Source organism: Pedobacter sp. CAN_A7, assembly GCF_015752175.1.
In the GTDB taxonomy this organism is placed as follows: domain Bacteria; phylum Bacteroidota; class Bacteroidia; order Sphingobacteriales; family Sphingobacteriaceae; genus Pedobacter.
On record NZ_JADOUW010000001.1, the window covers coordinates 1,148,289 to 1,172,570 of the forward strand.

A 24,282-nucleotide genomic window follows, 5' to 3' on the forward strand; every position below is an offset into this window, starting at 1 on the left:
AAGACACGGTATGAAAACAAACGCAATTGTTTCTTTCCCGAATAAAAAAGAGATCCGTGCTGAAATCAACCTTACAGGTTCCAAAAGCGAAAGCAACAGGGCGCTAGTTATTGCCGCCCTGAGCAAGGGGCTTGTGGAGGTTGATAACTTATCGGATGCTGAAGATACGGTGGTTTTAAATCACATTTTAACCGGTCTGGCACATCGCGATCATCAGCTGCAACACGTTGATGTAGGGCATGCCGGTACAGCCATGCGTTTTCTAACCGCTTACCTGGCCACACAGCAGGGCACGTTTTTGCTAACAGGTTCCAAACGCATGAAGGAAAGGCCCATTAGGTTATTGGTTGATGCTTTAAAAAACATGGGCGCCGTTATTGGCTACGAAGGTGAAGCAGGGTACCCGCCTTTGTTAATTGCCGGTGGATTTGAACAAACCACCAATAAAGTTTGTATTAAAGGAAATGTGAGTAGCCAGTATTTATCTGCATTACTCATTATCGCTCCGGTGCTTCCTCAAGGCTTGTCGCTTGAAATTATAGGGTCCCCTACTTCAAAGCCTTATATCGACATGACGTTGAGCATGCTACTAGAATCTGGCATTAAACATGAATGGAAAGACAGTACCATCACCATTGCACCACAACCTTATCAGGCGAGTAAACTCACTGTAGAGCCAGACTGGAGTGCAAGCTCCTACTGGTATAGCATTGCTTGTTTAGCAGACCAGGCAACATTGACGCTGCCTCACCTGAAAGCGAAAAGCTTGCAGGGCGACAGCAGGATCCAGGAGATTATGCAACAACTGGGCGTGCAAACTACAAGAACTGAAAATGGCATTAAACTTGAATCAACGGGTGAAATTAACGCATCCAAGGAGGTAATTAACCTGAAGGATTGTCCGGATTTAGCACAAACCATTATTGTAGCCGCAGCAGCTAAGGGCTTGAACCTTGCTTTTACGGGATTGGAAACTTTAAAAATCAAAGAAACCAACCGCATTAAAGCCTTACAAAATGAATTGGCTAAAATTGGTGTGGCTTTGCTGGAAGATAACGAAGTTTATACTTTAGCTTGTGAAGGATTGCATTTCCCGGAGCATATCTTCGTTAAGACCTACGATGATCACCGGATGGCCATGGCTTTTGCGCCACTAAGCTTGTTGATTAAGGAAGTTGAGATTGAAGACCTGCACGTAGTAGAAAAATCATATCCTGACTTCTGGAAAGATTTAGAAAAAGCAGGATTCACCGTTAAAGAATTGTTTAATACCTAAACTAAAAATTATGGCTGGAAATACATTCGGACAATTGTTTAAAATATCCACTTTTGGAGAGTCACACGGACCAGCCATAGGCGTTATTATTGACGGCTGTCCGGCGCAATTAAACATCGATCTTGACTTTATTCAATCAGAACTCGATAAAAGAAAACCGGGGCAGTCGCGCATTACCACGCAAAGAAAAGAAAGCGATACCGTGCAGGTACTTTCTGGCATATTTGAAGGTAAAAGCACTGGAACGCCCATTGGTTTGCTCATTCCTAATGAAGACCATCGTTCTAAGGACTATGAACACAACAAGGATGTATATCGACCTTCTCATGCTGATTACACTTACGATGCTAAATATGGCTTTCGCGACCACCGTGGTGGCGGCAGATCGTCTGCCAGGGAAACCGCAGCCAGGGTAGCGGCTGGTGCCATCGCTAAACTTTTATTAAAAGAGCAGGGCATCGAAATCTTCGCACATGTTGCTTCTGTAGGCAAAATCAATGCGCCTAACCTGGAGGACCTCAGCGTTGCCGAATTGCTGGAATTAAGGGAGGATAACATTGTACGATGTGCTGATCCGGCTACAGCAAAACAAATGATTGAATGCATTGATGGTATCCGTAAAGATGGTGATACCATAGGTGGTAAAATCAGCTGTCTGGTTAAAAACTGCCCAGTAGGATTAGGAGAGCCCGTATTTGATAAATTACATGCAGATTTAGGGAAAGCGATGTTAAGTATTAATGCGGTACATGGTTTCGAATATGGCTCAGGCTTTTCAGGAAGTGAAATGAGAGGTTCTGAACACAATGATATCTTTATCAATGATGGCGATGCCCCAAGAACGATTACCAACTTTTCTGGAGGTATTCAAGGAGGTATTTCTAATGGCATGGAAATTAATTTTACCGTAGCATTTAAACCTGTTGCCACCATTATGCATAACCAGCAAACGGTTAATGCCGCTGGTGAGGCTTCAGAAATTAAAGGCAAGGGCCGTCATGACCCTTGTGTAGTACCACGAGCAGTAGTAATTGTAGAAGCCATGGCTGCCCTGGTATTAGCCGATCAGCTGTTGCGAAGCAAAACTAACCGGGTGAGTTAAGCCCAAAAAACTTTATAAAAAAAGCTCAGCATGTGATATGCTGAGCTTTTTTTATGAGCTATTCGATTAGCTGAATACTGAATTTACAATAATCGAAACCTTTCTCCTATCGATATCTTTAAAAGATCGCCGGATATTTAACCTTGTTATGTTCGTGCATCATTTGGTAAACGGTTTCTACTACATCATCTACAGATGGTTTAGTAAAATAATCACCATCAGAACCATAAGGCGGACGATGCGCTTTAGCAGATAATGTTTTAGGCTGTGCATCCAACATAAAATATCCACCCTGATCTTCCAGAATCTGTTGCATGATATAAGCACAACCCCCACCCGGAACATCCTCATCTACCACCAATAACTTGCTGGTCTTTTGTAATGATGTTGCACATATTTTATCCGTATCGAAAGGCAGTAAAGTCTGTGGATCTACAATTTCTATGGAAATACCCAATTTCTGTAATTCTTCAGCAGCCTCCTCAATAATTCTTAATGTCGACCCATAAGACACCACAGTTAAGTCAGTTCCTTGTTTAATAACTTCGGCTTTGCCCAATGGCAAGGTATATTCACCAATATTTTCAGGTAATTTTTCCTTTAAGCGGTAACCATTTAAACATTCAATCACCAAGGCCGGTTCATCAGACCTGAACAGGGTATTGTACATACCGGCAGCCTGTGTCATGTTACGCGGCACACAGATGTGCAAACCACGTAAAGATCCAAGGATCATGGAAATAGGCGAACCGGAGTGCCACACCCCTTCTAAGCGGTGGCCACGGGTACGGATAATGACTGGAGCTTTCTGCCCCGCTTTGGTGCGGTATGATAAACTAGCCAGGTCATCACTCAATATATTTAAGGCAAATAACAGGTAGTCGAGGTATTGTATTTCGGCAATTGGTCTTAAGCCACGAAGTGCCAAACCAATGCCCTGCCCTACAATAGTCATCTCCCTAATGCCTGTATCCGTAATTCTTAACTCTCCAAACTTAGCCTGTAAACCAGCAAAACCCTGGTTAACATCACCAATATTCCCAAGGTCTTCACCAAAAGCAACCAAACGGGGGTCGCGGGAGAAATTACTGTCGAAACAAGCGTTCAGGATTTCCCTGCCATCCACCATTTTACTTTGTTCCGTATAAACGGCTGGATTTTCCTCCACTAGCAAAGGACTTTCTTTGCCATCGGTAAACAACTTGGAGTTATAACGCTCCTTATTTGCTTCTAATTGCTCATTTAACCAGTTGACCATGGTAGTACGTGCAGCAGATGATTTATTTATGGTCATCCTGAGTGCTTTACGTACTGCAGATAAAACTTCCTTGCGTAAGGCATCTGGTGTTCCCGTTAACTGGCTAATTAATTTATGTATTTGTGCATCACCATCAGCCATAGCCGTCAGCATGCCAACAGCAAGATCTTTTTCAATTTTTATACTACCCAGAAACTCATTCCAGGCTTCCTTTTGAGCCAAACGTACCAATTGTTTGGCTTCAGTCTCTAATTCAACTAATATTTCTTCGGTACAAATAGCCGATTCGACCATCCACTTGCGCATCTGTAGAATACAGTCATATTCTTTCTCCCAGTCCAGGCGTTGTTTGTCTTTGTAACGCTCGTGTGACCCTGATGTAGAATGACCTTGAGGTTGTGTAACCTCGGTTACATGGATCAATACCGGTACATGTTCTTCACGACAAACATCAATGGCACGCTGGTAAGTTTCGCATAAAGCGGGATAATCCCACCCTCGTACCTTAAAAATTTCGTAGCCAGCGCTATTTTCATCACGCTGAAAGCCTTTCAGGATTTCAGAAATATCTTCTTTAGTCGTTTGGTAACGTGCCGGTACGGATATGCCGTAGCCATCATCCCAAACAGACATGGCCATAGGAATCTGTAACACACCTGCAGCATTGATGGCTTCGAAAAACACCCCTTCAGATGTTGATGCATTGCCAATGGTACCAAAAGCTACCTCATTGCCATTAACCGAAAAATTCTTTAAATAAGCAAGCTCAGGATTTTTTCTATATAATTTAGAAGCATAAGCCAGGCCGACTAAGCGGGCCATTTGTCCACCTGTTGGTGCAATATCGGAAGATGAATTCTTCATGGCCGTCAAATCCTTCCAGCTCCCATCTTCATTTAGGGAACGAGTTGCAAAGTGGCAGTTCATCTGTCTTCCAGCAGATGCAGGATCGGCCTCCAAATCAGGATTTGCATAAAGTTGTGCAAAAAACTCTTTGATGGTACATATACCTGTAGCGAAGGCAAAAGTCTGATCCCTGTAATAACCAGAGCGCCAATCGCCATTTTTGAATGCCTTGGCCATGGCTATTTGCGGTAGTTCTTTACCATCACCAAAAATGCCGAATTTTGCCTTTCCCGTTAAAACTTCCTTACGACCTAATAAACTAGCCTGACGACTTTCATAAGCGATTTTATAATCGTTAATGACGATGGTTTTGAAGTCTTCAAAGCTTAACGCAGAAGCATCAATCGGGTTCGTGGTAAGTTTATTATTTGGCATCATAAGCATTTATATTACTGGACAAAGATAACATTTTATAAAGCATGGGTTAAAAACCTATGTAATTATATAGTGGTATACTTTTTGAAATGTTATTTTAAACATTAGATTTGTTTAAAACATACATACATGAAAAAGCTAATTATACTATTTTCCTTCGTATTAGGTATTGCAGTTACAACTCAGGCACAAACCAAACCAGCAGAATTTAAATTTGATAAAGAGAGCCATAACTTCGGTAAAATTCCGGCAAACAAACCTGCATCAGTAGAGTTTACGTTTACAAATATAGGTGATACACCTTTAATATTATCAAAAGTTGAAACTACCTGTGGCTGTACTGTTCCAGAATACACACAAACACCAATTAAAAAAGGCGAATCTGGGATCATCAAAGTAACCTACAGTGCTGCAGGTGCTCCGCTTCCATTTAGTAAAAGCATCACTGTTACCTCTAACGCCAAAACACCAACCAAAGTTTTGTATATTAAGGGAGAAACAGTCAAATAATAACATAACCTGTTTATTAAAGATATTTAATCAAAACCTCGTTATTAAACGGGGTTTTTTTATTTTTGCGCCATGCCAAACATATCCGAAAAAGGACTGCAGATGCCTGCATCGCCCATTAGAAAACTAACGCCATTTGCTGACCAGGCTAAAAAAGACGGTAAAAAAGTTTATCATCTGAACATCGGTCAGCCAGATATCGCTACACCAGAAGGCATGCTTAATGCCATCAAAAATATAGATTTTGACGTTTGGGCTTATACACCCTCTGAAGGCACCTTAAGCTACAGAACAAAACTGACTGAATATTACAACAAATTAGGTTATAACATTACTCCGGAAGATATTCTTGTTACGGTTGGTGGATCTGAAGCCATAACCATTGCAATGCAGACTTGCGTAAACGAAGGTGATGAGATCATTATTCCTGAACCATTTTACGCCAACTATAACGGTTTTGCCTGCATGAGTAATATAGTGGTTAAACCTATCCTTTCTTATATTGAGAATGGTTTTGCCCTACCTCCTATTGCTGAGTTTGAAAAGTTGATTACAGCTAAAACAAAGGCGATCATTATCTGCAATCCCAATAATCCAACTGGTTATTTATATTCCAGAGAAGAACTAGAGGCTTTAAAAACCTTATGTGTTAAACATGACCTATTCTTGTTTTCTGACGAAGCATACCGCGAGTTTTGCTACGATGGTAAGGAATTTATCTCCCCTATGCACTTAGCAGGATTGGATGAAAACGTTGTCGTATTAGATACCGTTTCGAAAAGATATAGTGCTTGTGGTGCAAGATTAGGCTGCCTGATTACCAAAAATAAGGAAGTGATTAAATCTGGATTAAAATTCGCACAGGCGAGATTAAGTCCTGGTATGGTGGAACAAATTGCAGGTACTGCAGCTGTTGACACGCCAGATAGTTACTTCGAAGAAGTGAACCGTGAATATACATTAAGAAGGGATACCTTGGTTAGTCGCTTAAACGCTATTGATGGTGTGTTTTGCCCAAACCCAGGTGGCGCATTCTATGTAGTGGCGCAGTTTCCAATTGACGATGCAGATTACTTCTGTCAGTGGATGTTGGAGAGTTTTGAGCACGATGGGCAAACTGTGATGATGGCACCTGCTACAGGTTTTTACTCCACACCTGGATCAGGTAAAAAAGAAGTAAGGATGGCTTACGTATTAAATATTGATGATCTAAATGCAGCGATGGATTGCCTTGAAGTAGCATTAAAAGTGTATCCAGGTAAAACATTGGCATAATTTTAGTACTTTTGTATTGCTGACGCTTACCGCGTTTCAAAACCTTTAATGGTTAAAGAAACATGGAGTAGTTAACCCGGGGGTAGTCAGCCGTATTTGGGGCCGTATGGATTTGACAGGGTGGAGCTAAGTATGTAAGCATGCAGTGCGTTGTACGGCGAGCACTTTAAAGAGAACGTTCACACTATAATTGGCGAAAATAACTACGCCTTAGCTGCCTAATTTAGAATTAGCTAGCTTTTGTTCCTCTGACTGCTGCGTTGTTAGGTCAGAATCCGGAGCATCGAAATAACGACGCTGGCAACTGCAGGGTGTGATGCAGATGCGAGATAAAGCACCTAAGGAGAAAGATAAGGTCGGTTTCCAGCCCGTCTGATCCCGACAATTGATTGGAAAATAAGCATGTAGAAGGCATAATTTATCACACAACTGGACAAGGGTTCGAAACCCTTCGGCTCCACAGAATGAAACAAAAGGAGGCAATCACGTCAAGTGATGCCTCCTTTTTGTTTTAAGGCTGTTTTAAAACAAACTGATAAATCTCTGCATGTGACATTGTGTTTATCACTTATAAATAAGCGTGTGACATATGAGTAAATTATCTGTACTTTAGATAATAGTAGACTGCCAATTGTTAGCCTCCTTATAGTTACAAACGACAAACAACCCAAACCATCACTACCTATGAAAATTTTAATTAGCATTATTTTAACAGCAATAAGTACGAGTCTCTACGCCCAAATAACAATGTTTGGAAAGGAATTCAAAAAAGGCGAGGTTGTAAAAAATGAACAGAAGGACAAATTTCAAGGAAAATATGTCTGGAAGAAGGGGACTGACAATTTTACGCTTATTTTGAAAAAGGATACAATGAAAAAGGATTCAGATAATCCATTCGAGCTATTAATTGGTACTTACGACTATACTAAGCAGGGAAAAGTTGTCTATTTGAACACCAACAATCCAATAAAACACGGTAACCTTGCAGGAGGGCTTGAAGTACTCGATGAAAGGTTAACCATTTATTTTAAAGATGGAACAACAGGTGCGAACGCTAAGGGTTATTTGGCTTTCAATAATGATGGTAAATTAATCTGGAAAATAGCACAACACGATGATCCAGGTATAAGATTTATAGGCCATAGAAAAGATCTTTCTGTGCCAACGGAAATGATTTTAGAAAAGATCCCTAATTAATCTGGGATAAATGGCTCAGACCTATTAACTTTTAATAAGGTGTATATAAATGGCTAAAAGATATGAACGTAAACGAGTTAAGAATAGGAAACTATGTATTTCCAAACCATGAAACTGATAGTGACAATCCCAGTCCTAGCCAAGTAACAGCAATTCTGCTAAATAATAGAGTAGCTTATAAAGCAAATGATAATGTCGTTCAAAATATAGAATGCAGTCATGATGAAATTAAACCTATCCCCATCACTTCAGACTGGCTAGTTAACAAATTAGGTTTTAAAGACAATGGAGGTGGCTACTTTCAGCACACTGATTTTAACTTCTTCTTATTTTATGTGGAAGAAGACGATTATTACGATTGTTATAAACAAGTATCAGCAAATGATGATACAGGTGATTTTAAGGGCTTACAACATATTCATAAATTACAAAATCTGTTTTTTGAACTATTTGACGAAGAACTAATCGAAAATGACTAACAGTCATCGTATTTCATTAGTGTCTTTTCATTTATCCTTTCTACACTTTATCAGGTAAAAAGGGTAATTCTCTATCACATCTGTTACCTCCAATAAACCTAAATCTCGAATTGTTCTTCTACAAAGTCTTTGTCATAGAAGAAAATTTTAACCCCACCAAACATTTCAAATCTGTCTTTGCTTACGTACGTTCCTTGTCCAGAAAGTACTCAAAAAAATTTCATCCTAAATGACTATCAGAAAGGAAAAAATTAAAATATTTCTTGCGCAAGTAAATACTTGCACTTACCTTTATAGTTACTTACCTGCGAATCATGAAGGCCAGAAGAGACGTATATCAAGCAATTGCCGATCCCACTCGAAGAGAAATCATTAACCTCATCGTTACTCAACCCTACAATGTTAACGCTATTGCAGAGAAATTTGACATGACCCGACAGGCGGTATCCCTGCATGTGAAAATCCTGGAAGACTGCGGATTAATTGTCATTAAACAAAGCGGAAGGGAACGATTTTGTGAATTACAGGCAGAACAACTTGACGAAGTAGCCACCTGGATTTCACAATCCAAAACGCTCTGGCTAAACAGATTTGAAAAAATAAATCAGTATTTAAACGAAGTAAAACCAAAAGCGATGGAAAATAACAAGAAAGACCTTTTGATCACCCATTTGTTTGATGCGCCAATTGAGCTCGTGTTCAACGCCTGGACAGATCCTGAACAATTAAAACACTGGTATGCACCAGACGGATGCAGCATAGAATTTAAAGCGATTGAAGTCAAAGTAGGCGGAGAATTCCACTCTTGTATTCATGACCCGGTACATGGCGACTGCTGGATAAAAGGTACCTACCAGGAAGTGACTAAAAACGAGAAACTAGTGTTCTCCATGGAACTTTCCAATGAACAGGGAATTGCTGTAAGCGCCAATGATGCCGGAAAGTCGGAAGACTGGCCCGAGGCGCTTATCACCACAGTGACCTTCAGCCCTGTTGGCGATCAAACCAAAATCACCTTACACCAAACGGTAGCAGAAACCGAAGCACGAAAAACAGGTGCTTACCAAAGCTGGTTCAGCATGTTCGACCGCCTTAGCACAATCTTAGTCAGTCAAACACCATAACGTTTCGAAGCCTAAAAAAGCAGCAAGCCTAAAAAGATTCAGGCTTGCTGCCTCCTACCCTTTAACTGTTATGATAAACCTTCGCAAAGTCCCGCGCAAAATCTTTGAACTTCACCTTACCCAATACCGGTTTATGATGGTAAAAATCTTCGAATAACAAGCCGCCTCGCTGACTGGCTTGCATTTCCATTAATCCTTTAGCGATCTTAGCATTCACGCCTGCCGCTAACATGCCTTCCAATAAAACTTCATCTGGAATAACCTGCCATTGCAAATCAGGTATTCCAATCGCCTCTCCCAGCATTTTAGCCATTTCATTGGGCGATACCTCATCACTTGCCAGGTAGCGCACTGTTATACCTTCAAAAGGCTTCTCCATTTCCTCAGCAATCGCCTGTGCTATATCTAGTGGCGAAACCCAAGGTTCTTTTTCATCACCTCCATAATTTGAAACGATGACTCCCTTGGTTTTTATCTGCTGCATAGACCTGAGCATATTGGTGTAAAAACCCACCGGCCGCATGAATTTAATGGAAATATTGCTGGGTAGCTGGTTTAAAATCTGCTCTACATCATGATGAACAGATAAAGTACCGTATCCTAATTTACTATGCGCTCCCACACTGCTTAAATGTATAACACGTTTCAAACCCGTTTGCTCTACAGCCTGTTTATAATTATATCCAATTTGGCGCATACCCGCTTCGAAGTCTACACTTTGATCAAGTAAACTTCCTATACCTTCCCATGTTTCCATCAGATAAACTACATCCGCAGTTTTAAAAACCTCCGTTAAAAAGGCTACATCCTGCATGGTGCCAATCGCTGCCTTTGCACCTAAAGCTTCAATGTCCTTTTGCCGTTCGTCCTTGCTAGTAATCACCGTAACGGCATGCCCTTTTTGAACCAGCTCTTGAGTGAGTGGCTTCCCGATGTTCCCTAAAGAACCTGTAAGTATAATATTCATATCACTGCTTTTTGTTGACCCAAAGATGGACAACGCGTTAAAGGCAGGTGTAGCCAAACCGCTTGTTCTTGTAGCTGAAATAAGGGTCGACTATTCAAGGTATGGCTACACTATATTTTATTTAAAGACATTAAACATCAGTGGAATGATGCTCTGAATTTCAAAGGGGTTAAGTTAGTTTTCAACTTAAAGAGTTTACTAAATGATTGCGAATGTTCGAATCCTAATTCATAGGCAATTTCACTAACAGAAAGCTCAGTGGTCGATAATTTTTCCTTTGCTTTTTCGATGAGCTTCTGGTGTATATGCTGCTGTGCATTTTGTCCGGTTAGCGATCGCAGCATATCGCTTAAATAACTTGGCGAAACCGACAAATGTTCTGCCAACGATTGGACGGTAGGCACCCCTTTCAGCAACGATTTCCTATCGTAGAAATAGTTATTTAAATATCCTTCCATGTTTTGCAGCAGGTCGTTATTTACGGCTTTTCGTGTAATAAACTGCCTTTTGTAAAATCGGTTACTGTAATTAAGCAACAACTCTAATTGCGAAATCATCACGTCATTACTGAAGTCGTCAATCCTGCTTTTCAGCTCCTCGTCAATGATTTTAAAGAGAGAAAAGATCGTTTCTTTTTCCGGTTCAGACAAATGCAAGGCTTCGTTAGCGGCATACGAGAAAAATCCATATTGATTAATCTTTGTTGCCAGGGGATACGACAGCAAAAAATCCGGGTGGATCAATACGATATATCCTGCACTCACCTGATCACCGGGCGTCTCAAATATTTGGTTTGGTGCAGAAAATATTAAACCGCCTTCACCAAAATCGTAAAAATGTTGCCCGTATTTCGCTTTCCCACAAACATCCTGCTTGTAGGCAACTTTGTAAAAGTCTAATATAAAGGAGCTGCCTATCTCTTCCCGCAGGACCTTAACTTCTTTTACATCGATAAAACTAACCAGCGGATGAAAAGGCTTGGGTAAACCAAATACGCGATGAAAGTCAGATAATGATTCGAATTTTCGAGGTGTATGCGCTCCCTTTTTCATTTGATGATTTTATTACAAGTGAGACAATACCTTACCATAGCGGTGCAGTGCCTTCGATTTTTTTAGGTGTCAGTATCCGCATCCGGTAACAATTCATGGCCGTTTCGCCCAATTGTGCAATCAGGTGGTAATTTGCAATTGCCCCTACCGCAGCGCCAATAACCGGAATCAATTGCGCCAGCTTGGCCAGGTCAATATAATCACGATACTCCTGCTGAAACGTACGCCAGTCAAACTCATCGGCACTTTCAGGTAACATTAAACTGTAACTTTCCCAATTGCGTAGCAGTTCATAGATTTCGTTGCGTCGTTGCTGACTGGAATAAGTCAGCTGGAAAATATACAGGATATACAACCTTTCCTTATAGTTTTTCACATCGAAACCATATAAAGCGGCAATGTTAAAAAGCAATTTCATTTTTATACCGATAAGAATCGGAAGTTCCGCCAAACCAAGCAAAATACCACCGGTACCTATGATAGCCCCTTCCACAGAGGCAGTTTTCTGGTAGAAGGTTACCTGTTGTTTGATGTAACTTTCCCTTAACAACAGCGAAGACTCCTCGGCCAGTCGCTCTGTGGTCGTGTATTTCGCACCAAAAAGCACAGCCTTCACCATTTTCTCAATGGTTACCGTAATGGCATGGTGTACCTTTTCGGGTATCACATTATTGATCCGGTTCTGTATGCCCTTCGCAAGCCTGTTGGTCAGCGATGGTTTCTTTTGCATCTTCAGCTGCCAGAATTGTAGCAACAAAAAAGCTTCTTTTTCGTATTCGGTCATGCCTTAAAAATTACTTTTATGTGAGCCAAAATAGCTGATTATCATTACACAACAAAAATGCCACCTTCCCTTTTCAAAAGAAACAAAGGTTACCATCCTTGTTCTAAAATTCTTCTGTTTTTAACATGCGAAACACTTGGTAAAAGCCAGGTAACAGGCTGGCAGCGGCATGATAACAGCCTTACAACAATCCTTAAAAGGAATCCTTCTAAACTGTTATCTAGATCTCTTCTTACCAGGCTTTGTTCTATTTTTGCCTAAAATTAAACACATGTCAAAAACGAAATTAACAATAAATAACAATGGTTCGGTAAGAATCGAAGGCGATTTCGAAATCGTAGATAAAAACGGTAACAATTACGGATTACAAGGTCGTGAAGTGCTTTCCATCTGCCGTTGCGGTCTTTCTAAAAACAAACCTTTTTGCGATGGTGCCCACAATGGTCATTTTGAGCATGAGGCTATTGCATTTGACCTTCCTCCAAAAAAAGTATAATCTTTAATTACGGTAGGTAATCCTGCCTTAAACAAAATCAACCTTTAGGCCCGTTATAAACCTGTGTCACCTCTTGTTGTCACAGGTTTTTTTGTGTGATTGATTTAGGTGCGTGGTTAGGCATGACTGGATTTTAAGCCGGACAAAGACTAGAAGTTAAAGTGACACAAGCTGACTGGTGTATCACCATCATTTTGGTGTCGCGTCCCCCTTGCCAGGGGGTTGCTACGTCTGTAGCCGAATGGAGGGCGACGCAAGGGCGAAGAGAGGGCGACGCAACCCCCTAGAGACACCTTCACAACGATGAGTTCATGATTGGCTGCAGGTAGCGTAGTCTTTTGGCTTTCCAATAAACGAGTTTTGATCATAATTCCCGCACAAACTTTACACCCTGCCACATTTCCTCTATTTTAATCACCGCCTGGCGTAACATTTCGATACAGATCTTATCAAAATCGCAACAACCAAACCTTATGATTCTGAAACACTATTTCGCCACTTTCATCGCTGTATTAGCACTGCCCATATTAAGCATTGCTCAACAAACTCAAAGCCAACAACAACCTAGCAATAGCATCGATGTATTCGTCAATCGATTAATGCAACAGCGACAAATCCCCGGTTTGCAGCTCACCGTGGTACGCGATGGTAAAATCATTAAAAACGCAAATTACGGCTCCGCAAACCTGGAGTATTCCATAAAAACCAAACCCGAAACCATATTCTCCATCAACTCCATCACCAAAGCTTTTGTGGGTGTAGCCATCATGCAGTTAGCGGAAGATGGTAAATTGAAGGTGACCGACCCGCTGTCGCTTCACCTGGATAGCTTACCTGCCGACTGGCAAAAAGTAACTTTAGCGCAGGTACTTAGCCATACTTCCGGTTTACCCGATATTCTCGATGCAGATGAACAGGTAATGGGACATGGTGTTGAACAAGTAGCACTGGATCAGGTGAAAAAGATGCCCATGGAATTCAAAACTGGGGATCGTTTTGGTTACAACCAAACGGGCTATGTCTTATTGGGGAAGATTATTACCAAATTAAGTGGCGTGCTTTTTACTAAATATATAGAAGATCGCCAATTTAAAGTAGCCGAAATGAAATTAACGCGGTTTGGTGATTCCTATGATGTGATACCAAATTATGCTGGTGCATATACCATGACCAGACAGGTTGGCCACAGTTTCGTACGAAACAGCAGCCCTGGCGTGGCTTACATGCAGTTCCCGGAGTTTTTCCGCACAGCGGCAGGTATACAATCTACCGCTACAGATATGGCTAACTGGATCATTGCCTTAACGTCAGGCAAATTGCTTAAACATCAAAACAGCCTCAGCACTTTGTGGACGCCAGCACAGTTAAATAATGGAAAAATTGGAGGCTTCAACCAGCTGACTAACGGTTATGCTTTGGGCTGGCCAACAGTAACCAGGGATGAACACCCGGCGGTTGCACCTGTTGGTGGTGGCAGATCGGCTTTTTTCATCTATCCTAAAGATAACCTTTCTATCGTTGTGCTCAGCAATTTAATGGGCGCCAATCCCGATAGATTCATTGACGAAATTGCAGGTTATTACATTCCCGATATGCGGGAGTCCAATGGCTTTGGGTTACCGCCTGTGGTAAAGAAATTAAGAGCCGGACTGTTAAAAGCGGGTTTCAATAATACATCACAGGTTATAGCAAACCTAAAAAAGGCAGACCCTACTATCGAATTTCATGAAAATGACCTCAATAATTGGGGCTACCAATTGTTAAAGCAGGAAAAAAATAAGGAGGCGTTAGCTATTTTTACACTGAATACAACCCTACATCCGCAAAGCGCAAATGCATACGACAGCCTGGGCGAAATGCAGGAGATCATGGGCAATAATAAAGAGGCAGTAATCAACTACAAAAAATCGTTAAGCTTAAACCCTGAAAATAAAAATGCTGGAGAAAGATTGAGCGCCTTATCGGCAAATTAAATCTTTTATCGCTAAAAGCCAATTACAACATGCGCAAGTCACAAATAACTGTAAATCATTTATTTAGTAGTATTATGTTGTATATTGCCAGTAATGACTAATACAACTCAACAACCCCAATCAGAGATTATCACCAAAAAACAGCAATTTGAAGAACAATTAGCGATCATCAATTTGAAATACAATAGATGGTTTGGTGAAAGAACACACCCTTTTACTGGTGAAACAGACACCATTAACAACTACTTCCGTTTCTTTGACAACACATCAGGCATTCCACAACTTCACCTTAAAGATGGTTTACCATTAGAAATAGGTAAAGATTGCAGGTTAGCTTTCGATGCAATTTTTAAAGTAGTTTAAAACCTTTTTACTGGATTAGCTGCCGCTATCATACCTATTTCAACACATTATCCTATAAAGCATCGGCTTCAGGAAAACTAAATAGTGTTTTTAAGCAACAGCAATCCAATTTTACCTCGGGAAATTATCCCTCAGCACTTATTCAAGGAACAACAGGGTAAAGGTAGCCACAGGCTAACCATATGGTTATAGACCACATATAACCAGTTTTTACCTCTGGGCATTATGCCCCCCCATACTGGTCATTTCAATTTATTAGGTTATCTCATCGAAAATAGGCATCAGTTTGACATTCCCGTATATTTTTAGTATCCTGTTCCTTTTAGCTTAGCTAACCTTTAAATACTATACACATTAATGAACAGAGCACACACTGTAAATAGCATTAGTCGTTTTACTTATGAACAATTAATAAAATGGGGCGTTTCTGAAGAACTAGCAGAGTATGTTAACCTGTTAGCCCTACTTTTTGTTGTCATTATACTCGTTTACGTAGTGCACTACGTAGTTCGCCGGGTATTACGCATTGCATTAATCAACATTTTTAAGCGTACTAAAATTGCCTTTTTTGGTAACCTACTGGAAAACCGTTTCGCACATTTCCTGGCCCTCTCCGCCCCACTGGTCATTGTAAGGGCTGCTATACCTATTGTACTGGCCGATTTCCCATATGTAATCGGGAATTTCAATAAACTGGCCGACATCTACATGATCCTTATCATTATCTGGATTATTGTTGCGGTAGTCAAAGCATGTGCTAACACCCTTCGTGAAAGTCCGGTTTTTAAAAGCAAACCAATCGACAGCTATATCCAGGTGGTTCGGATCATCTTATTTATCATTGGATTGGTCATGGTATTTTCTATCCTTACCGGTAAATCGCCTATCACCTTCTTTACCGCCATGGGTGCCATTTCGGCCATCCTTTTATTAATGTTTAAAGATACCATTATGGGCTTTGTGGCCAGCATTCAGGTTACAGCGAACGATATGGTGCGTATTGGCGATTGGATTACCATGACTAAATACGGAGCCGACGGCGATGTGATCGAAATCAACTTAACTACCGTTAAGGTACAAAACTTCGACAAAACCATTACCACCATACCTACCTATGCACTAATTTCAGATTCTTTTCAAAACTGGCGTGGTATGCAGCAATTTGGCGGAAGACGTATTAAAAGAGCCATCTATATTAAACAATCGCATATCAAATTCTTAACACCAGAAGAACTAGAGATATATAGAAAAATACAGTCTATACAAAGTTATATCGACCACCGCCAAAAAGATATTGATAAAAATAACGATCGCATGGGCGCTGATAAAAGCTTATTAATTAACGGACGCAACTTAACCAATGCAGGTTTATACAGAAAATACATTGATAGTTACCTGGCTAACCATACGGGTACCAATAAAAAAATGACCATGATGGTGAGGCAATTGGCACCAACCGTTAATGGTTTGCCACTAGAGATTTATGCTTTTGCCAACACCACTAAATGGGTGGAGTACGAGCACATTATGGCCGATATTTTTGATCACCTGCTTGCTTCGGCGCGCTATTTTGACCTTGATATATTTGAACTGGAAGGCTCTGGCGATGTTAAACCTTTACGCTTTACTGAACCAATAAACCACCAGTCATTAGGCTAAGGGCAACCACTGTCATTTGATTTGATCACATGATGACATTTAAACACCTAAAAGTCTATATATTTACATCCATTATTTAGCTGAATCATATGTACAAAAATATAGGGCTGTTTTTAGCCGCCGCACTGTTTACTTTAACCGCAAATGCACAATCGTCATTGCAAACCGGAAGTTGGAATGCCAACTTACACCGTGAAGATGGAAAGAAAATTGTTTTTAACCTGGCCATCGAAAAAGAAAATGGAAAAACCAGGTTATACGTGGTCAATGAGCCTGAAAAAATGCTGGTTGATGATGTGCGCCAGGTAAAGGATTCGTTGTTTATTAACATGCCTCTATTTGAATCATCTTTCAAATTAAAAATTATTTCTAAAGATAGTCTTGCAGGTACCTGGATTAAAAAAGGCAGTCTGAAAACGAATGAAATGCCTTTTACGGCATCATCACGCGTTCCCTATCGCTTTGCCCCTGTAAAAGGCGATGCACAAACACAGGTGGAAGGAAAATGGAAAGTAGATTTTCAAAGGGAAGGTAAAACGAGTCCGGCTATTGGCAACTTTAAACAAACAGGCAATAAGGTTAGTGGCTCCATATTAACCCCTTCTGGCGATTATCGTTTCTTATCTGGTATTGTGACTGGCGATCAGTTGTGGATATCCACGTTTGATGGTGTATATGCCATGGTATTTAATGCAACAGTAAGCAAGGATAGCCTGACCAACGGAAAATTATATAGCGGCAATTCGGCTGTACAAAGCTGGTCGGCTAAAAAAGATGAAAATGCTACGCTACAGGCCAACACCAGTTTAAGACTTAAAGACGGTGAAGATGGCACCCTTAATTTTAGTTTTAAGGACCTTAACGGCAATCAAGTATCCATACTCGATGAAAAGTATAAAAATAAAGTGGTGATTATACAGATTTTAGGCTCATGGTGCCCTAATTGTATTGACGAAACTGCTTACCTGACTGAATATTATGATAAAAACAAAGATCGTGGTGTAGAGGTCATTGGTTTGGCATATGAATATACTACAGACCCCGAACGTACCAATTACAGCTTAGGGAAGTTAGTGAAAAGATTTAAGGTGAAGTACCCGATACTGGTAGCGCCGGTTGCTTTATCTGACCCAAAAAAAACAGAAAAAACTTTACCACAACTTACGGAGATATCAGTGTTCCCAAGCACCATTATTCTGGATAAATCTGGTAAAGTAAGTTCCATTACCAGTGATTTTTATGGCCCTGGTACTGGAGAATATTATACTAAATACACCAATGAGTTTGAGCAAAAGATAAATAAACTACTGGAAGCCAAATAAATAACCATTAATTACAACACCATAAAAAACTTTCCAGCAACATTGTTGTTCCTAAGTAACAAAACTGGAAATATGAATAAGCCAATCACAAATGAAATATTTAACGCCATTAAGAATTTAAACCTTAATGGCGATGAGGCCCCGAACATTGATTCAGGCGAACGTGGCATCTCCCTGCTTGCCGGAACTTATTTGTTATTGAAGGGTCTGGGTAACATTCCAAAACACCCAGTCATGGGTCTATTAGGAACGGCAGCTGCTGGGATGTTATTATATCGCGGAGCAACGGGTGTTTGCCCGGTCTACAAAAAATTAGGGAAAGATACAACTGATCCCGAAGCGATCAATATTACAGAAACCATTGTGGTAAATGCACCTCGAACGGCCGTTTACGATTTTTGGAGAGACCTAAGTAACCTGCCTAAATTTATGGGTCATTTGAAATCTGTACAAACCATTAGTGATAATGAGTCACACTGGGCAGCCAATACCCCTGGCAACATCATCAGCCTAAGTTGGAATGCCGAAATTACGCGTGAAGAAGAAGGAAGTTATATTGGCTGGCAATCTTTACCTGGGTCGATGATTGACAATGCCGGAAAAGTAGAATTTAAAGATACTTTAAACGGTACTGGAACAGAAATTCTGGTGGAGATAAATTATTTTCCACCTGCGGGTAGTGTTGGGCGCGGATTAGCCTCTTTATTTAATGGTGTTTTTGAAGACATGATTCAGGAAGATATCCAGAATTTTAAGACCTATGCTGAACAAGCAGACTTTAAAAAATTCGCTGGATTAGCACTTTAATCAAACTTACTTAGTTAACAAAAACGCGGCTTGCATATATGCAGGCCGCGTTTTTTTTGAGCTAACAGAAGGAAATACCTCTTGAAATCACAACAGGAAATGAACCATCAAGCCAAATGTAAGAAGCTTTAAAAAGCTTGCCCGGACTTATTTTGTCGAAAAAACTTAATAATTATTTATTTATCGCTTTTTAATAAAAAATAAATAAATTTTATATATTAGACTCATGATATGTTAACTAAACAAAACTTGTTATGAAGAACTACGATAAGATTACTGAGTTAAAAGAACTTTATTCAACCGCCTACCACATCAATATTGGGATGCTGGAGTGTTTAAGTTTCATTAAGCACCTTAATGAGGTATATTCTAATGCATACTTGCATTTCAAATTAACCAATGATCATATATTTTCAGATGAAGTACAGTTATACGTTGAAGAAATTAATGAAACTGATAATGGAATCGATAACCTGATTGGCACACTTCAGGCAAACATTACACAAGCAAATGAAATGGAAAACTACCTTTTCAGTAAAAGAGGGGCGTTTGTAAATTAGGTGCGGCGTAAGAAAATCTTTATCTTGCTGCATAAACAAACACTTTTATGACTAGAAAGCCAGGTAAAAAGACCATTACCTTTATAGGCCTTATGCTTACGATAATTGTTATGGGCGCCTTTATCCCACAGAACGAACAACGGTACAAAAACCTAAAAGTACTGCCTAAAAATACGAGCAAGGAAGAACTAGATTTGGTGATGGATGGTTTTAAAACCGCCCTGGGGGTGAAATGTAATCACTGCCATGCCCCACAAAGCGACAATCCTAAACGCCTTGATTTTGTGAGTGATGCTAAACCAGAAAAAGAGATGGCGAGGAAAATGATGCGCATGACTGCTAAAATAAACAAGAAATATTTTCACGACAATAAGCTGCAAAATGGCAAGGCCCTACTTGCCGTAAGTTGCAATACTTGCCATAATGGAAACGAAAGGCCGAAATTGTGATACAAATCATTTTTTAGCTAAGCCCCTCAGTGTAATTTTGAATATTATTCTTAATCGGTGGATGTCGATACTCATAAAAAGGGGCGTTCCTGGAAGTTCAGCCCCTTTTTTAGTACATATTATCGACTTGAATTTTAAAGATCAGTCATTTTGCTTACCTTCATCCCAAAATTTACGACATGAATACAATCTGCGCATTAATGACTGACACTGAAATTGGAGTAGTATTAGGGGTAATGAGTTTAATTATTGCCATCGTTGCCATCTACCGCACCGCTGTAGCAAACAGAAAACAAGAAGATCACCACTAATTCAAATTAAATTTATCTGTTGGGAGTTTGACCACATTAGAGGCAAACACAATAGCTACAATTAAAATTCCTATAATGATAGCCAGGGCAATCTGAAGGCTGGAGTACAATTTTGAACCAGAGACTGCAAATTCAGAGTTTTTGATCAACTCCTGTCCTACCACAGTCTGAATATTGGTGAGCTCCGTTAATTTACGGATACTTGCCGTAAATGACGTTTTACCCTGGCTTTCAAAAAGTTCTCTTCCTGCAACTATAGAATGGCGGTCGCTATTCAGCAAGACCTTGCTTTCTATTTCTTTAGTTTCCCGTAATTGAGCTTTTAACTCATCCAGTTGTGTCCTTTCTAACTTGATCAGAAAAGTCTGTTCGTATTTAGCCACCAATGAATCGATGTTATCATTATGCGCCAACAATTGCTTTTTAAGGTAGCTATGATCAACCAATACGGAGTCATTATTATATAACGCTTCTTCCAGCAGGTAACGCTTAGAATATACACTTTGCGAAATATGAAATAAATCTGTTGCTGGAATCAGTCGGTCGTTATACATAGACACAAAGGCATTATTCATCTCCTTAATACTTCTGTCTTCCAGTACACGAATCAGAATAGTACAGGCCATAATACAAAAAAGCATTACCGCAATGGTCATTTTGTTTTTAATAGAATAGCCAAATTTCATAAGTCCTCCTCAGGTGTGGTAAATAAGTTCTGGGCAAAATTTACTAAAAATAATTCTCTTTTCGCACGGGTAACGCCAGTATATAACCAACGGAGGAAATCCATGTCTACCATTTCGTCAGTTAAATACCCCTGATCTACAAAAACAGCATCCCATTGGCCACCCTGGGCTTTATGGCAAGTTACTGCATAAGCGAACTTTATTTGCAGTGCATTGTAAAAAGGATCTTGTTTAATGGCCAGCAAACGTTCCTTTTTATTGGTGATGTGGGCATAATCTTCTGATAAACCTTCGTAAAGCTTTTTACTTTGTTCATAAGAAAGATTAGGTGTTTCTGCCTGCAGCGTGTCCAGCATCACTTTACAGGTAATGGAGCCCGCTTCCGGATAATCAAGGAACTCCATCTGCACTTCACTAAAACGGAAACCGTAACGTTCTTCTTCATTTCGTACCCGGATAATTTTGGCCATATCGCCATTGGCAATAAATGAAGTGGCCTCACTATCTGGCAACCAGAAATAGTTATTTCTGACCACCATAATCTGATCGCCTCCAGTTAATTCTTCTTCACGGTACAATAAACGCGCACGAATCTGCTGGTTATACACATTTGCTGATTTATTGGATCGGCATACCACCAGGCAATTTTCTATACCAAATTTACTATAGGCATATTCCAGTCCCTCCACCAATTTCAGGCCAGTCATCCTGAAAATATCCCGGTAGCCTTTAGTGATAAACTGTGGCAAGGTAACGTCCTCCGCATTAATCAACTGCCGCAGCATGGTGGCATTTGCCAGTATACCTGATTTTTGCTCTTGTCTAACCACTTCCCGCAGCTCTACTTCAGTTACTTTCAAATGGAAGTTATCGATCAGGTATTTTTTATTTAACGCAGGACTATCTAAACTCCCTACCGGAGGTAATTGTGCCGTATCTCCAACAAATAGCACAGCACAGTTTTTCTGGTTGTACACAAACTCCATCAGGTCTTTTAAAAATGACGAGCCATTTTGTGTATTCCATTCATCGGCAATCATAGAAGCCTCATCAATAATAAATAAGGTATTTTCGGCCAGGTTAGGTGCCAGCTGGAAAGACATGTCCATGGATACCGCTACGCGCTTACGATAAATCTTTTTATGAATGGTTAAGGCACCACGGCCCGAATAACTGCTCATTACTTTTGCCGCCCTACCCGTTGGGGCCAGCAATAAAGAGCGTAATTTAAATGCTGGCAATGCTTTAACCAGGGCAGCCACAGATGTGGTTTTTCCAGTTCCGGCATAACCTCTTAAAATAAAGCACTTTCCATCAAGTTCATCCTGCAAAAAATTCGCCATTTCCCCGCAAAACACCAGCTGTTCGGCTGTTGGTGTAAAAGGATAGGTTTGGGCGATCATCCTAGCTTTATCCATTTTACAAATATGCAATGGTGTGGTTATAGAAAAAAGAATTAATTTTGTTAAGATGAATACGAAGAACAGTTTGCTCCTCCTTGATCCTGAATTTGATCCGCAGACGGCACCGCAATGTAATTTATTATTGAAAATTACCAAAGACAGCTTCTCCTATGCAATTATAAATCAGGACGATAAAGCACTTAAAGCTGTTTTCGACGAGCAGGAATGCCATAATACTTTACAAACCTTAAAACGTTTGCTGAAAAATGATCCTTACCTCAGTTACCCGTTTGCAGACGTAAAAATTGCCGTAAACACCGATAATTGTGTAACGGTACCCAACAAATTGTTCTCTTCTGATTCCATAAACAGCTACACAAACTTTTTCTCTAACAGCGATTCCAGCAAATTACACATCAAGCCGAATTATCATTTCGACTTTACGTCGGTATTTAATTTGCAGCAAAATATGGAAAATGAACTCGACACTCATTTTGAAACAGCTAAAAAAGTGGACCACCAGGCACCTCTATTAAGCCTGGCTGCACGCATACAAAACGGATTGTTATTCGATTTCACTGCTTTGTCATTTAGCCTGTTGCAGGTAACGGAGGGTAAACTTTGTTTTAAAAACACCTTCGAAATTATCAATGCCGAAGAATTTAACTACTACTTGCTGCTGTTATTACAACAAATGGAACCGGCGATAAAAGATATGCCTGTTTACCTGATGGGTATTGTGAACAGTGATGATGAGAAACACCTGATTATTCAAAAATACTTTAAAGACATCCAGTTTACTCTGCCTCAAAACGACAAATTAGATTATACCATACTGGAAGATATGCCAGCCTATTATTACAGTAATTTATTAGCGATAGACCTATGCGTATAATTGGAGGAACTTTAAAAGGTATTCGACTGAATGCACCTGAAAGCTTGCCGGTACGACCTACTACAGACATGGCTAAGGAAGCTTTGTTCAACATCCTGTACAATGCTTATGATTTTGACAATTGTTCGGTACTGGACCTCTTTTGTGGCACAGGTAACATTAGCATTGAGTTCGCTTCGCGCGGTTTGAGTAACATAACGGCGGTCGACAAACACTCCGGCTGTATCTACTGGGTCAAATCGGTAATCAAAAATTACGACCTGCAAGGTATTGAACTTCACAAAGCTGATGTGTTTAAATTTTTAGAAACCCATAAAAAGTCTTACCAGATTATCTTTGCCGATCCACCTTATGATTTACCTACCATTCCTTTGATTTCAGAATTGGTGTTAAAAAACAACCTGTTAGCGGATAACGGTGTACTCATAGTAGAACATCCAACCAATTTACGATTAGAGGGGCAACCGGGTTACACACAAACGCGTAAATACGGCAACTCGTCCTTCACCTTCTTTGAAAAACCAAGTCAGCCATAACATGAAAATTGCATTATTCCCAGGTTCGTTTGACCCGATAACCATAGCCCACGTAGATATTGTTAAACGTGCATTGCCCCTGTTCGATAAAATTGTAGTGGGCATAGGCCTGAATAGTTCGAAGCAGAGTTTTCTGGCGGGTGCAAAACGTGAAGAAATTGTACGTGCTGTTTTTGCTGACATCCCAAAAATTGAGGTGAGACTTTACGAGGGGTTGACCATTGATTTTGCCAAAGAAATACATGCTCAGCACATTGTGAGAGGCATTAGGTCGGTTGCAGATTTTGAATACGAAAGGGCCATCGCTCAAATTAATCAAACGATGATGCCTGAAATGGAATCTATATTTATTTTGAGCAAGCCAGAATACTCGGCCATCAGTTCTACCATTGTGCGTGATATTTTACGCAACAAGGGCGACATTAGTAAATTTCTGCCTCAAGAAGCCTTAGCCTTTTTATAGGCTAAAGCAACATTATATTTACCTGCCAACAAACAGTTTTGCTGGTTAAAACGA

At 40.2% G+C, this 24,282-nt stretch carries 25 protein-coding genes and 1 other RNA gene; 20 read left to right on the forward strand and 6 right to left on the reverse strand.

Annotated elements, in window-relative coordinates; genetic code table 11:
* Positions 1-10: 10 nt before the first annotated feature.
* The gene (gene aroA / locus IWX76_RS05105; RefSeq protein ID WP_196858778.1) at positions 11-1,276 is read left to right on the forward strand and encodes a 3-phosphoshikimate 1-carboxyvinyltransferase; all 1,266 of its coding nucleotides are present in this window, start codon (positions 11-13) and stop codon (positions 1,274-1,276) included.
* Between the two features lie 10 nt (positions 1,277-1,286).
* Positions 1,287-2,378 (forward strand): chorismate synthase, encoded by a 1,092-nt coding sequence (aroC, locus tag IWX76_RS05110; RefSeq protein WP_196858779.1) that lies wholly within the window; start codon positions 1,287-1,289, stop codon positions 2,376-2,378.
* 118 nt (positions 2,379-2,496) lie between these two features.
* Here aroC and IWX76_RS05115 read toward each other — a convergent pair whose 3' ends face one another.
* The gene (locus tag IWX76_RS05115; RefSeq protein WP_196858780.1) at positions 2,497-4,920 is read right to left on the reverse strand and encodes an alpha-ketoacid dehydrogenase subunit alpha/beta; all 2,424 of its coding nucleotides are present in this window, start codon (positions 4,918-4,920) and stop codon (positions 2,497-2,499) included.
* Between the two features lie 126 nt (positions 4,921-5,046).
* Between IWX76_RS05115 and IWX76_RS05120 the strand changes: the two genes are divergently transcribed.
* The 6 genes from IWX76_RS05120 to IWX76_RS18055 all read left to right on the forward strand — a co-directional run bounded on the left by IWX76_RS05120 (position 5,047) and on the right by IWX76_RS18055 (position 9,502).
* Positions 5,047-5,427, forward strand: a complete 381-nt coding sequence (locus IWX76_RS05120) for a DUF1573 domain-containing protein (RefSeq protein WP_196858781.1) — start codon at positions 5,047-5,049, stop codon at positions 5,425-5,427.
* A gap of 72 nt (positions 5,428-5,499) precedes the next feature.
* The gene (locus IWX76_RS05125) at positions 5,500-6,702 is read left to right on the forward strand and encodes a pyridoxal phosphate-dependent aminotransferase (RefSeq protein WP_196858782.1); all 1,203 of its coding nucleotides are present in this window, start codon (positions 5,500-5,502) and stop codon (positions 6,700-6,702) included.
* 98 nt (positions 6,703-6,800) lie between these two features.
* Positions 6,801-7,165, forward strand: a transfer-messenger RNA (tmRNA) gene (gene ssrA, locus IWX76_RS05130).
* 221 nt (positions 7,166-7,386) lie between these two features.
* Positions 7,387-7,899, forward strand: a complete 513-nt coding sequence (locus tag IWX76_RS05135; protein WP_196858783.1) for a DUF6705 family protein — start codon at positions 7,387-7,389, stop codon at positions 7,897-7,899.
* A 62-nt stretch (positions 7,900-7,961) separates the two neighbouring features.
* The gene (locus tag IWX76_RS05140) at positions 7,962-8,378 is read left to right on the forward strand and encodes a hypothetical protein (protein ID WP_196858784.1); all 417 of its coding nucleotides are present in this window, start codon (positions 7,962-7,964) and stop codon (positions 8,376-8,378) included.
* Between the two features lie 314 nt (positions 8,379-8,692).
* Positions 8,693-9,502 (forward strand): metalloregulator ArsR/SmtB family transcription factor, encoded by an 810-nt coding sequence (locus tag IWX76_RS18055; RefSeq protein ID WP_334641257.1) that lies wholly within the window; start codon positions 8,693-8,695, stop codon positions 9,500-9,502.
* Between the two features lie 61 nt (positions 9,503-9,563).
* Here the strand turns inward: IWX76_RS18055 and IWX76_RS05155 are convergent, their stop codons facing one another.
* The 3 genes from IWX76_RS05155 to IWX76_RS05165 all read right to left on the reverse strand — a co-directional run bounded on the left by IWX76_RS05155 (position 9,564) and on the right by IWX76_RS05165 (position 12,305).
* The gene (locus IWX76_RS05155; RefSeq protein WP_196858785.1) at positions 9,564-10,469 is read right to left on the reverse strand and encodes an NmrA family NAD(P)-binding protein; all 906 of its coding nucleotides are present in this window, start codon (positions 10,467-10,469) and stop codon (positions 9,564-9,566) included.
* A gap of 137 nt (positions 10,470-10,606) precedes the next feature.
* Entirely contained in the window at positions 10,607-11,521 is a 915-nt protein-coding gene (locus IWX76_RS05160; RefSeq protein ID WP_196858786.1) for a helix-turn-helix domain-containing protein, read from the reverse strand.
* Between the two features lie 31 nt (positions 11,522-11,552).
* Positions 11,553-12,305: an EcsC family protein gene (locus IWX76_RS05165; RefSeq protein ID WP_196858787.1), complete on the reverse strand. Its 753-nt coding sequence runs from the start codon at positions 12,303-12,305 to the stop codon at positions 11,553-11,555.
* Positions 12,306-12,576: 271 nt separating this feature from the next.
* On the opposite strand from IWX76_RS05165, the gene IWX76_RS05170 reads away from it, so the two are divergent.
* The 9 genes from IWX76_RS05170 to IWX76_RS18060 all read left to right on the forward strand — a co-directional run bounded on the left by IWX76_RS05170 (position 12,577) and on the right by IWX76_RS18060 (position 20,245).
* On the forward strand, positions 12,577-12,801 hold the full coding sequence (locus IWX76_RS05170; RefSeq protein WP_196858788.1) for a CDGSH iron-sulfur domain-containing protein: 225 nt from the start codon (positions 12,577-12,579) through the stop codon (positions 12,799-12,801).
* 473 nt (positions 12,802-13,274) lie between these two features.
* Complete coding sequence (locus IWX76_RS05175; protein WP_196858789.1) at positions 13,275-14,774, forward strand: serine hydrolase; 1,500 nt, start codon at positions 13,275-13,277, stop codon at positions 14,772-14,774.
* A 93-nt stretch (positions 14,775-14,867) separates the two neighbouring features.
* On the forward strand, positions 14,868-15,137 hold the full coding sequence (locus tag IWX76_RS05180; protein ID WP_196858790.1) for a hypothetical protein: 270 nt from the start codon (positions 14,868-14,870) through the stop codon (positions 15,135-15,137).
* Positions 15,138-15,494: 357 nt separating this feature from the next.
* A complete protein-coding gene (locus tag IWX76_RS05185; protein WP_196858791.1) occupies positions 15,495-16,796 on the forward strand; it encodes a mechanosensitive ion channel family protein in 1,302 nt (433 codons plus the stop codon).
* 89 nt (positions 16,797-16,885) lie between these two features.
* Positions 16,886-18,118 carry a peroxiredoxin family protein gene (locus IWX76_RS05190; RefSeq protein ID WP_196858792.1) on the forward strand — a complete coding sequence of 411 codons (1,233 nt, stop codon included), beginning with the start codon at positions 16,886-16,888 and terminating at the stop codon, positions 18,116-18,118.
* Positions 18,119-18,190: 72 nt separating this feature from the next.
* Positions 18,191-18,925, forward strand: a complete 735-nt coding sequence (locus IWX76_RS05195; RefSeq protein WP_196858793.1) for an SRPBCC family protein — start codon at positions 18,191-18,193, stop codon at positions 18,923-18,925.
* Between the two features lie 254 nt (positions 18,926-19,179).
* Positions 19,180-19,485 carry a hypothetical protein gene (locus IWX76_RS05200; protein ID WP_196858794.1) on the forward strand — a complete coding sequence of 102 codons (306 nt, stop codon included), beginning with the start codon at positions 19,180-19,182 and terminating at the stop codon, positions 19,483-19,485.
* A 47-nt stretch (positions 19,486-19,532) separates the two neighbouring features.
* Positions 19,533-19,934 (forward strand): c-type cytochrome, encoded by a 402-nt coding sequence (locus IWX76_RS05205; RefSeq protein ID WP_196858795.1) that lies wholly within the window; start codon positions 19,533-19,535, stop codon positions 19,932-19,934.
* A gap of 179 nt (positions 19,935-20,113) precedes the next feature.
* Positions 20,114-20,245 (forward strand): hypothetical protein, encoded by a 132-nt coding sequence (locus tag IWX76_RS18060; RefSeq protein WP_334641261.1) that lies wholly within the window; start codon positions 20,114-20,116, stop codon positions 20,243-20,245.
* Here the strand turns inward: IWX76_RS18060 and IWX76_RS05210 are convergent.
* The gene (locus IWX76_RS05210; RefSeq protein ID WP_196858796.1) at positions 20,242-20,931 is read right to left on the reverse strand and encodes an MCP four helix bundle domain-containing protein; all 690 of its coding nucleotides are present in this window, start codon (positions 20,929-20,931) and stop codon (positions 20,242-20,244) included. The genes IWX76_RS18060 and IWX76_RS05210 overlap by 4 nt on opposite strands.
* A complete protein-coding gene (locus IWX76_RS05215; protein ID WP_196858797.1) occupies positions 20,928-22,349 on the reverse strand; it encodes an ATP-dependent DNA helicase in 1,422 nt (473 codons plus the stop codon). The genes IWX76_RS05210 and IWX76_RS05215 overlap by 4 nt, the downstream gene beginning before the upstream one ends.
* Positions 22,350-22,401: 52 nt before the next feature.
* Between IWX76_RS05215 and IWX76_RS05220 the strand changes: the two genes are divergently transcribed.
* From IWX76_RS05220 to coaD, 3 genes are read left to right on the forward strand one after another with little or no spacing between them, the layout of a single operon-like run.
* Positions 22,402-23,229, forward strand: a complete 828-nt coding sequence (locus IWX76_RS05220; protein ID WP_196858798.1) for a DUF3822 family protein — start codon at positions 22,402-22,404, stop codon at positions 23,227-23,229.
* A complete protein-coding gene (locus tag IWX76_RS05225; RefSeq protein ID WP_196858799.1) occupies positions 23,220-23,765 on the forward strand; it encodes an RsmD family RNA methyltransferase in 546 nt (181 codons plus the stop codon). Before IWX76_RS05220 ends, IWX76_RS05225 begins: the two co-directional genes overlap by 10 nt.
* A 1-nt stretch (position 23,766) precedes the next feature.
* A complete protein-coding gene (gene coaD, locus IWX76_RS05230; RefSeq protein WP_196858800.1) occupies positions 23,767-24,228 on the forward strand; it encodes a pantetheine-phosphate adenylyltransferase in 462 nt (153 codons plus the stop codon).
* The last annotated feature ends 54 nt before the right edge of the window (positions 24,229-24,282 follow it).

Bases quoted from the DNA above. Each gene is read 5' to 3' on its own strand.
- aroA (WP_196858778.1), top strand. From the start codon at position 11: ATGAAAACAAACGCAATTGTTTCTTTCCCGAATAAAAAAGAGATCCGT.
- aroC (WP_196858779.1), top strand. From the start codon at position 1,287: ATGGCTGGAAATACATTCGGACAATTGTTTAAAATATCCACTTTTGGA.
- IWX76_RS05115 (WP_196858780.1), bottom strand. From the start codon at position 4,920: ATGATGCCAAATAATAAACTTACCACGAACCCGATTGATGCTTCTGCG.
- IWX76_RS05120 (WP_196858781.1), top strand. From the start codon at position 5,047: ATGAAAAAGCTAATTATACTATTTTCCTTCGTATTAGGTATTGCAGTT.
- IWX76_RS05125 (WP_196858782.1), top strand. From the start codon at position 5,500: ATGCCAAACATATCCGAAAAAGGACTGCAGATGCCTGCATCGCCCATT.
- IWX76_RS05135 (WP_196858783.1), top strand. From the start codon at position 7,387: ATGAAAATTTTAATTAGCATTATTTTAACAGCAATAAGTACGAGTCTC.
- IWX76_RS05140 (WP_196858784.1), top strand. From the start codon at position 7,962: ATGAACGTAAACGAGTTAAGAATAGGAAACTATGTATTTCCAAACCAT.
- IWX76_RS18055 (WP_334641257.1), top strand. From the start codon at position 8,693: ATGAAGGCCAGAAGAGACGTATATCAAGCAATTGCCGATCCCACTCGA.
- IWX76_RS05155 (WP_196858785.1), bottom strand. From the start codon at position 10,469: ATGAATATTATACTTACAGGTTCTTTAGGGAACATCGGGAAGCCACTC.
- IWX76_RS05160 (WP_196858786.1), bottom strand. From the start codon at position 11,521: ATGAAAAAGGGAGCGCATACACCTCGAAAATTCGAATCATTATCTGAC.
- IWX76_RS05165 (WP_196858787.1), bottom strand. From the start codon at position 12,305: ATGACCGAATACGAAAAAGAAGCTTTTTTGTTGCTACAATTCTGGCAG.
- IWX76_RS05170 (WP_196858788.1), top strand. From the start codon at position 12,577: ATGTCAAAAACGAAATTAACAATAAATAACAATGGTTCGGTAAGAATC.
- IWX76_RS05175 (WP_196858789.1), top strand. From the start codon at position 13,275: ATGATTCTGAAACACTATTTCGCCACTTTCATCGCTGTATTAGCACTG.
- IWX76_RS05180 (WP_196858790.1), top strand. From the start codon at position 14,868: ATGACTAATACAACTCAACAACCCCAATCAGAGATTATCACCAAAAAA.
- IWX76_RS05185 (WP_196858791.1), top strand. From the start codon at position 15,495: ATGAACAGAGCACACACTGTAAATAGCATTAGTCGTTTTACTTATGAA.
- IWX76_RS05190 (WP_196858792.1), top strand. From the start codon at position 16,886: ATGTACAAAAATATAGGGCTGTTTTTAGCCGCCGCACTGTTTACTTTA.
- IWX76_RS05195 (WP_196858793.1), top strand. From the start codon at position 18,191: ATGAATAAGCCAATCACAAATGAAATATTTAACGCCATTAAGAATTTA.
- IWX76_RS05200 (WP_196858794.1), top strand. From the start codon at position 19,180: ATGAAGAACTACGATAAGATTACTGAGTTAAAAGAACTTTATTCAACC.
- IWX76_RS05205 (WP_196858795.1), top strand. From the start codon at position 19,533: ATGACTAGAAAGCCAGGTAAAAAGACCATTACCTTTATAGGCCTTATG.
- IWX76_RS18060 (WP_334641261.1), top strand. From the start codon at position 20,114: ATGAATACAATCTGCGCATTAATGACTGACACTGAAATTGGAGTAGTA.
- IWX76_RS05210 (WP_196858796.1), bottom strand. From the start codon at position 20,931: ATGAAATTTGGCTATTCTATTAAAAACAAAATGACCATTGCGGTAATG.
- IWX76_RS05215 (WP_196858797.1), bottom strand. From the start codon at position 22,349: ATGGATAAAGCTAGGATGATCGCCCAAACCTATCCTTTTACACCAACA.
- IWX76_RS05220 (WP_196858798.1), top strand. From the start codon at position 22,402: ATGAATACGAAGAACAGTTTGCTCCTCCTTGATCCTGAATTTGATCCG.
- IWX76_RS05225 (WP_196858799.1), top strand. From the start codon at position 23,220: ATGCGTATAATTGGAGGAACTTTAAAAGGTATTCGACTGAATGCACCT.
- coaD (WP_196858800.1), top strand. From the start codon at position 23,767: ATGAAAATTGCATTATTCCCAGGTTCGTTTGACCCGATAACCATAGCC.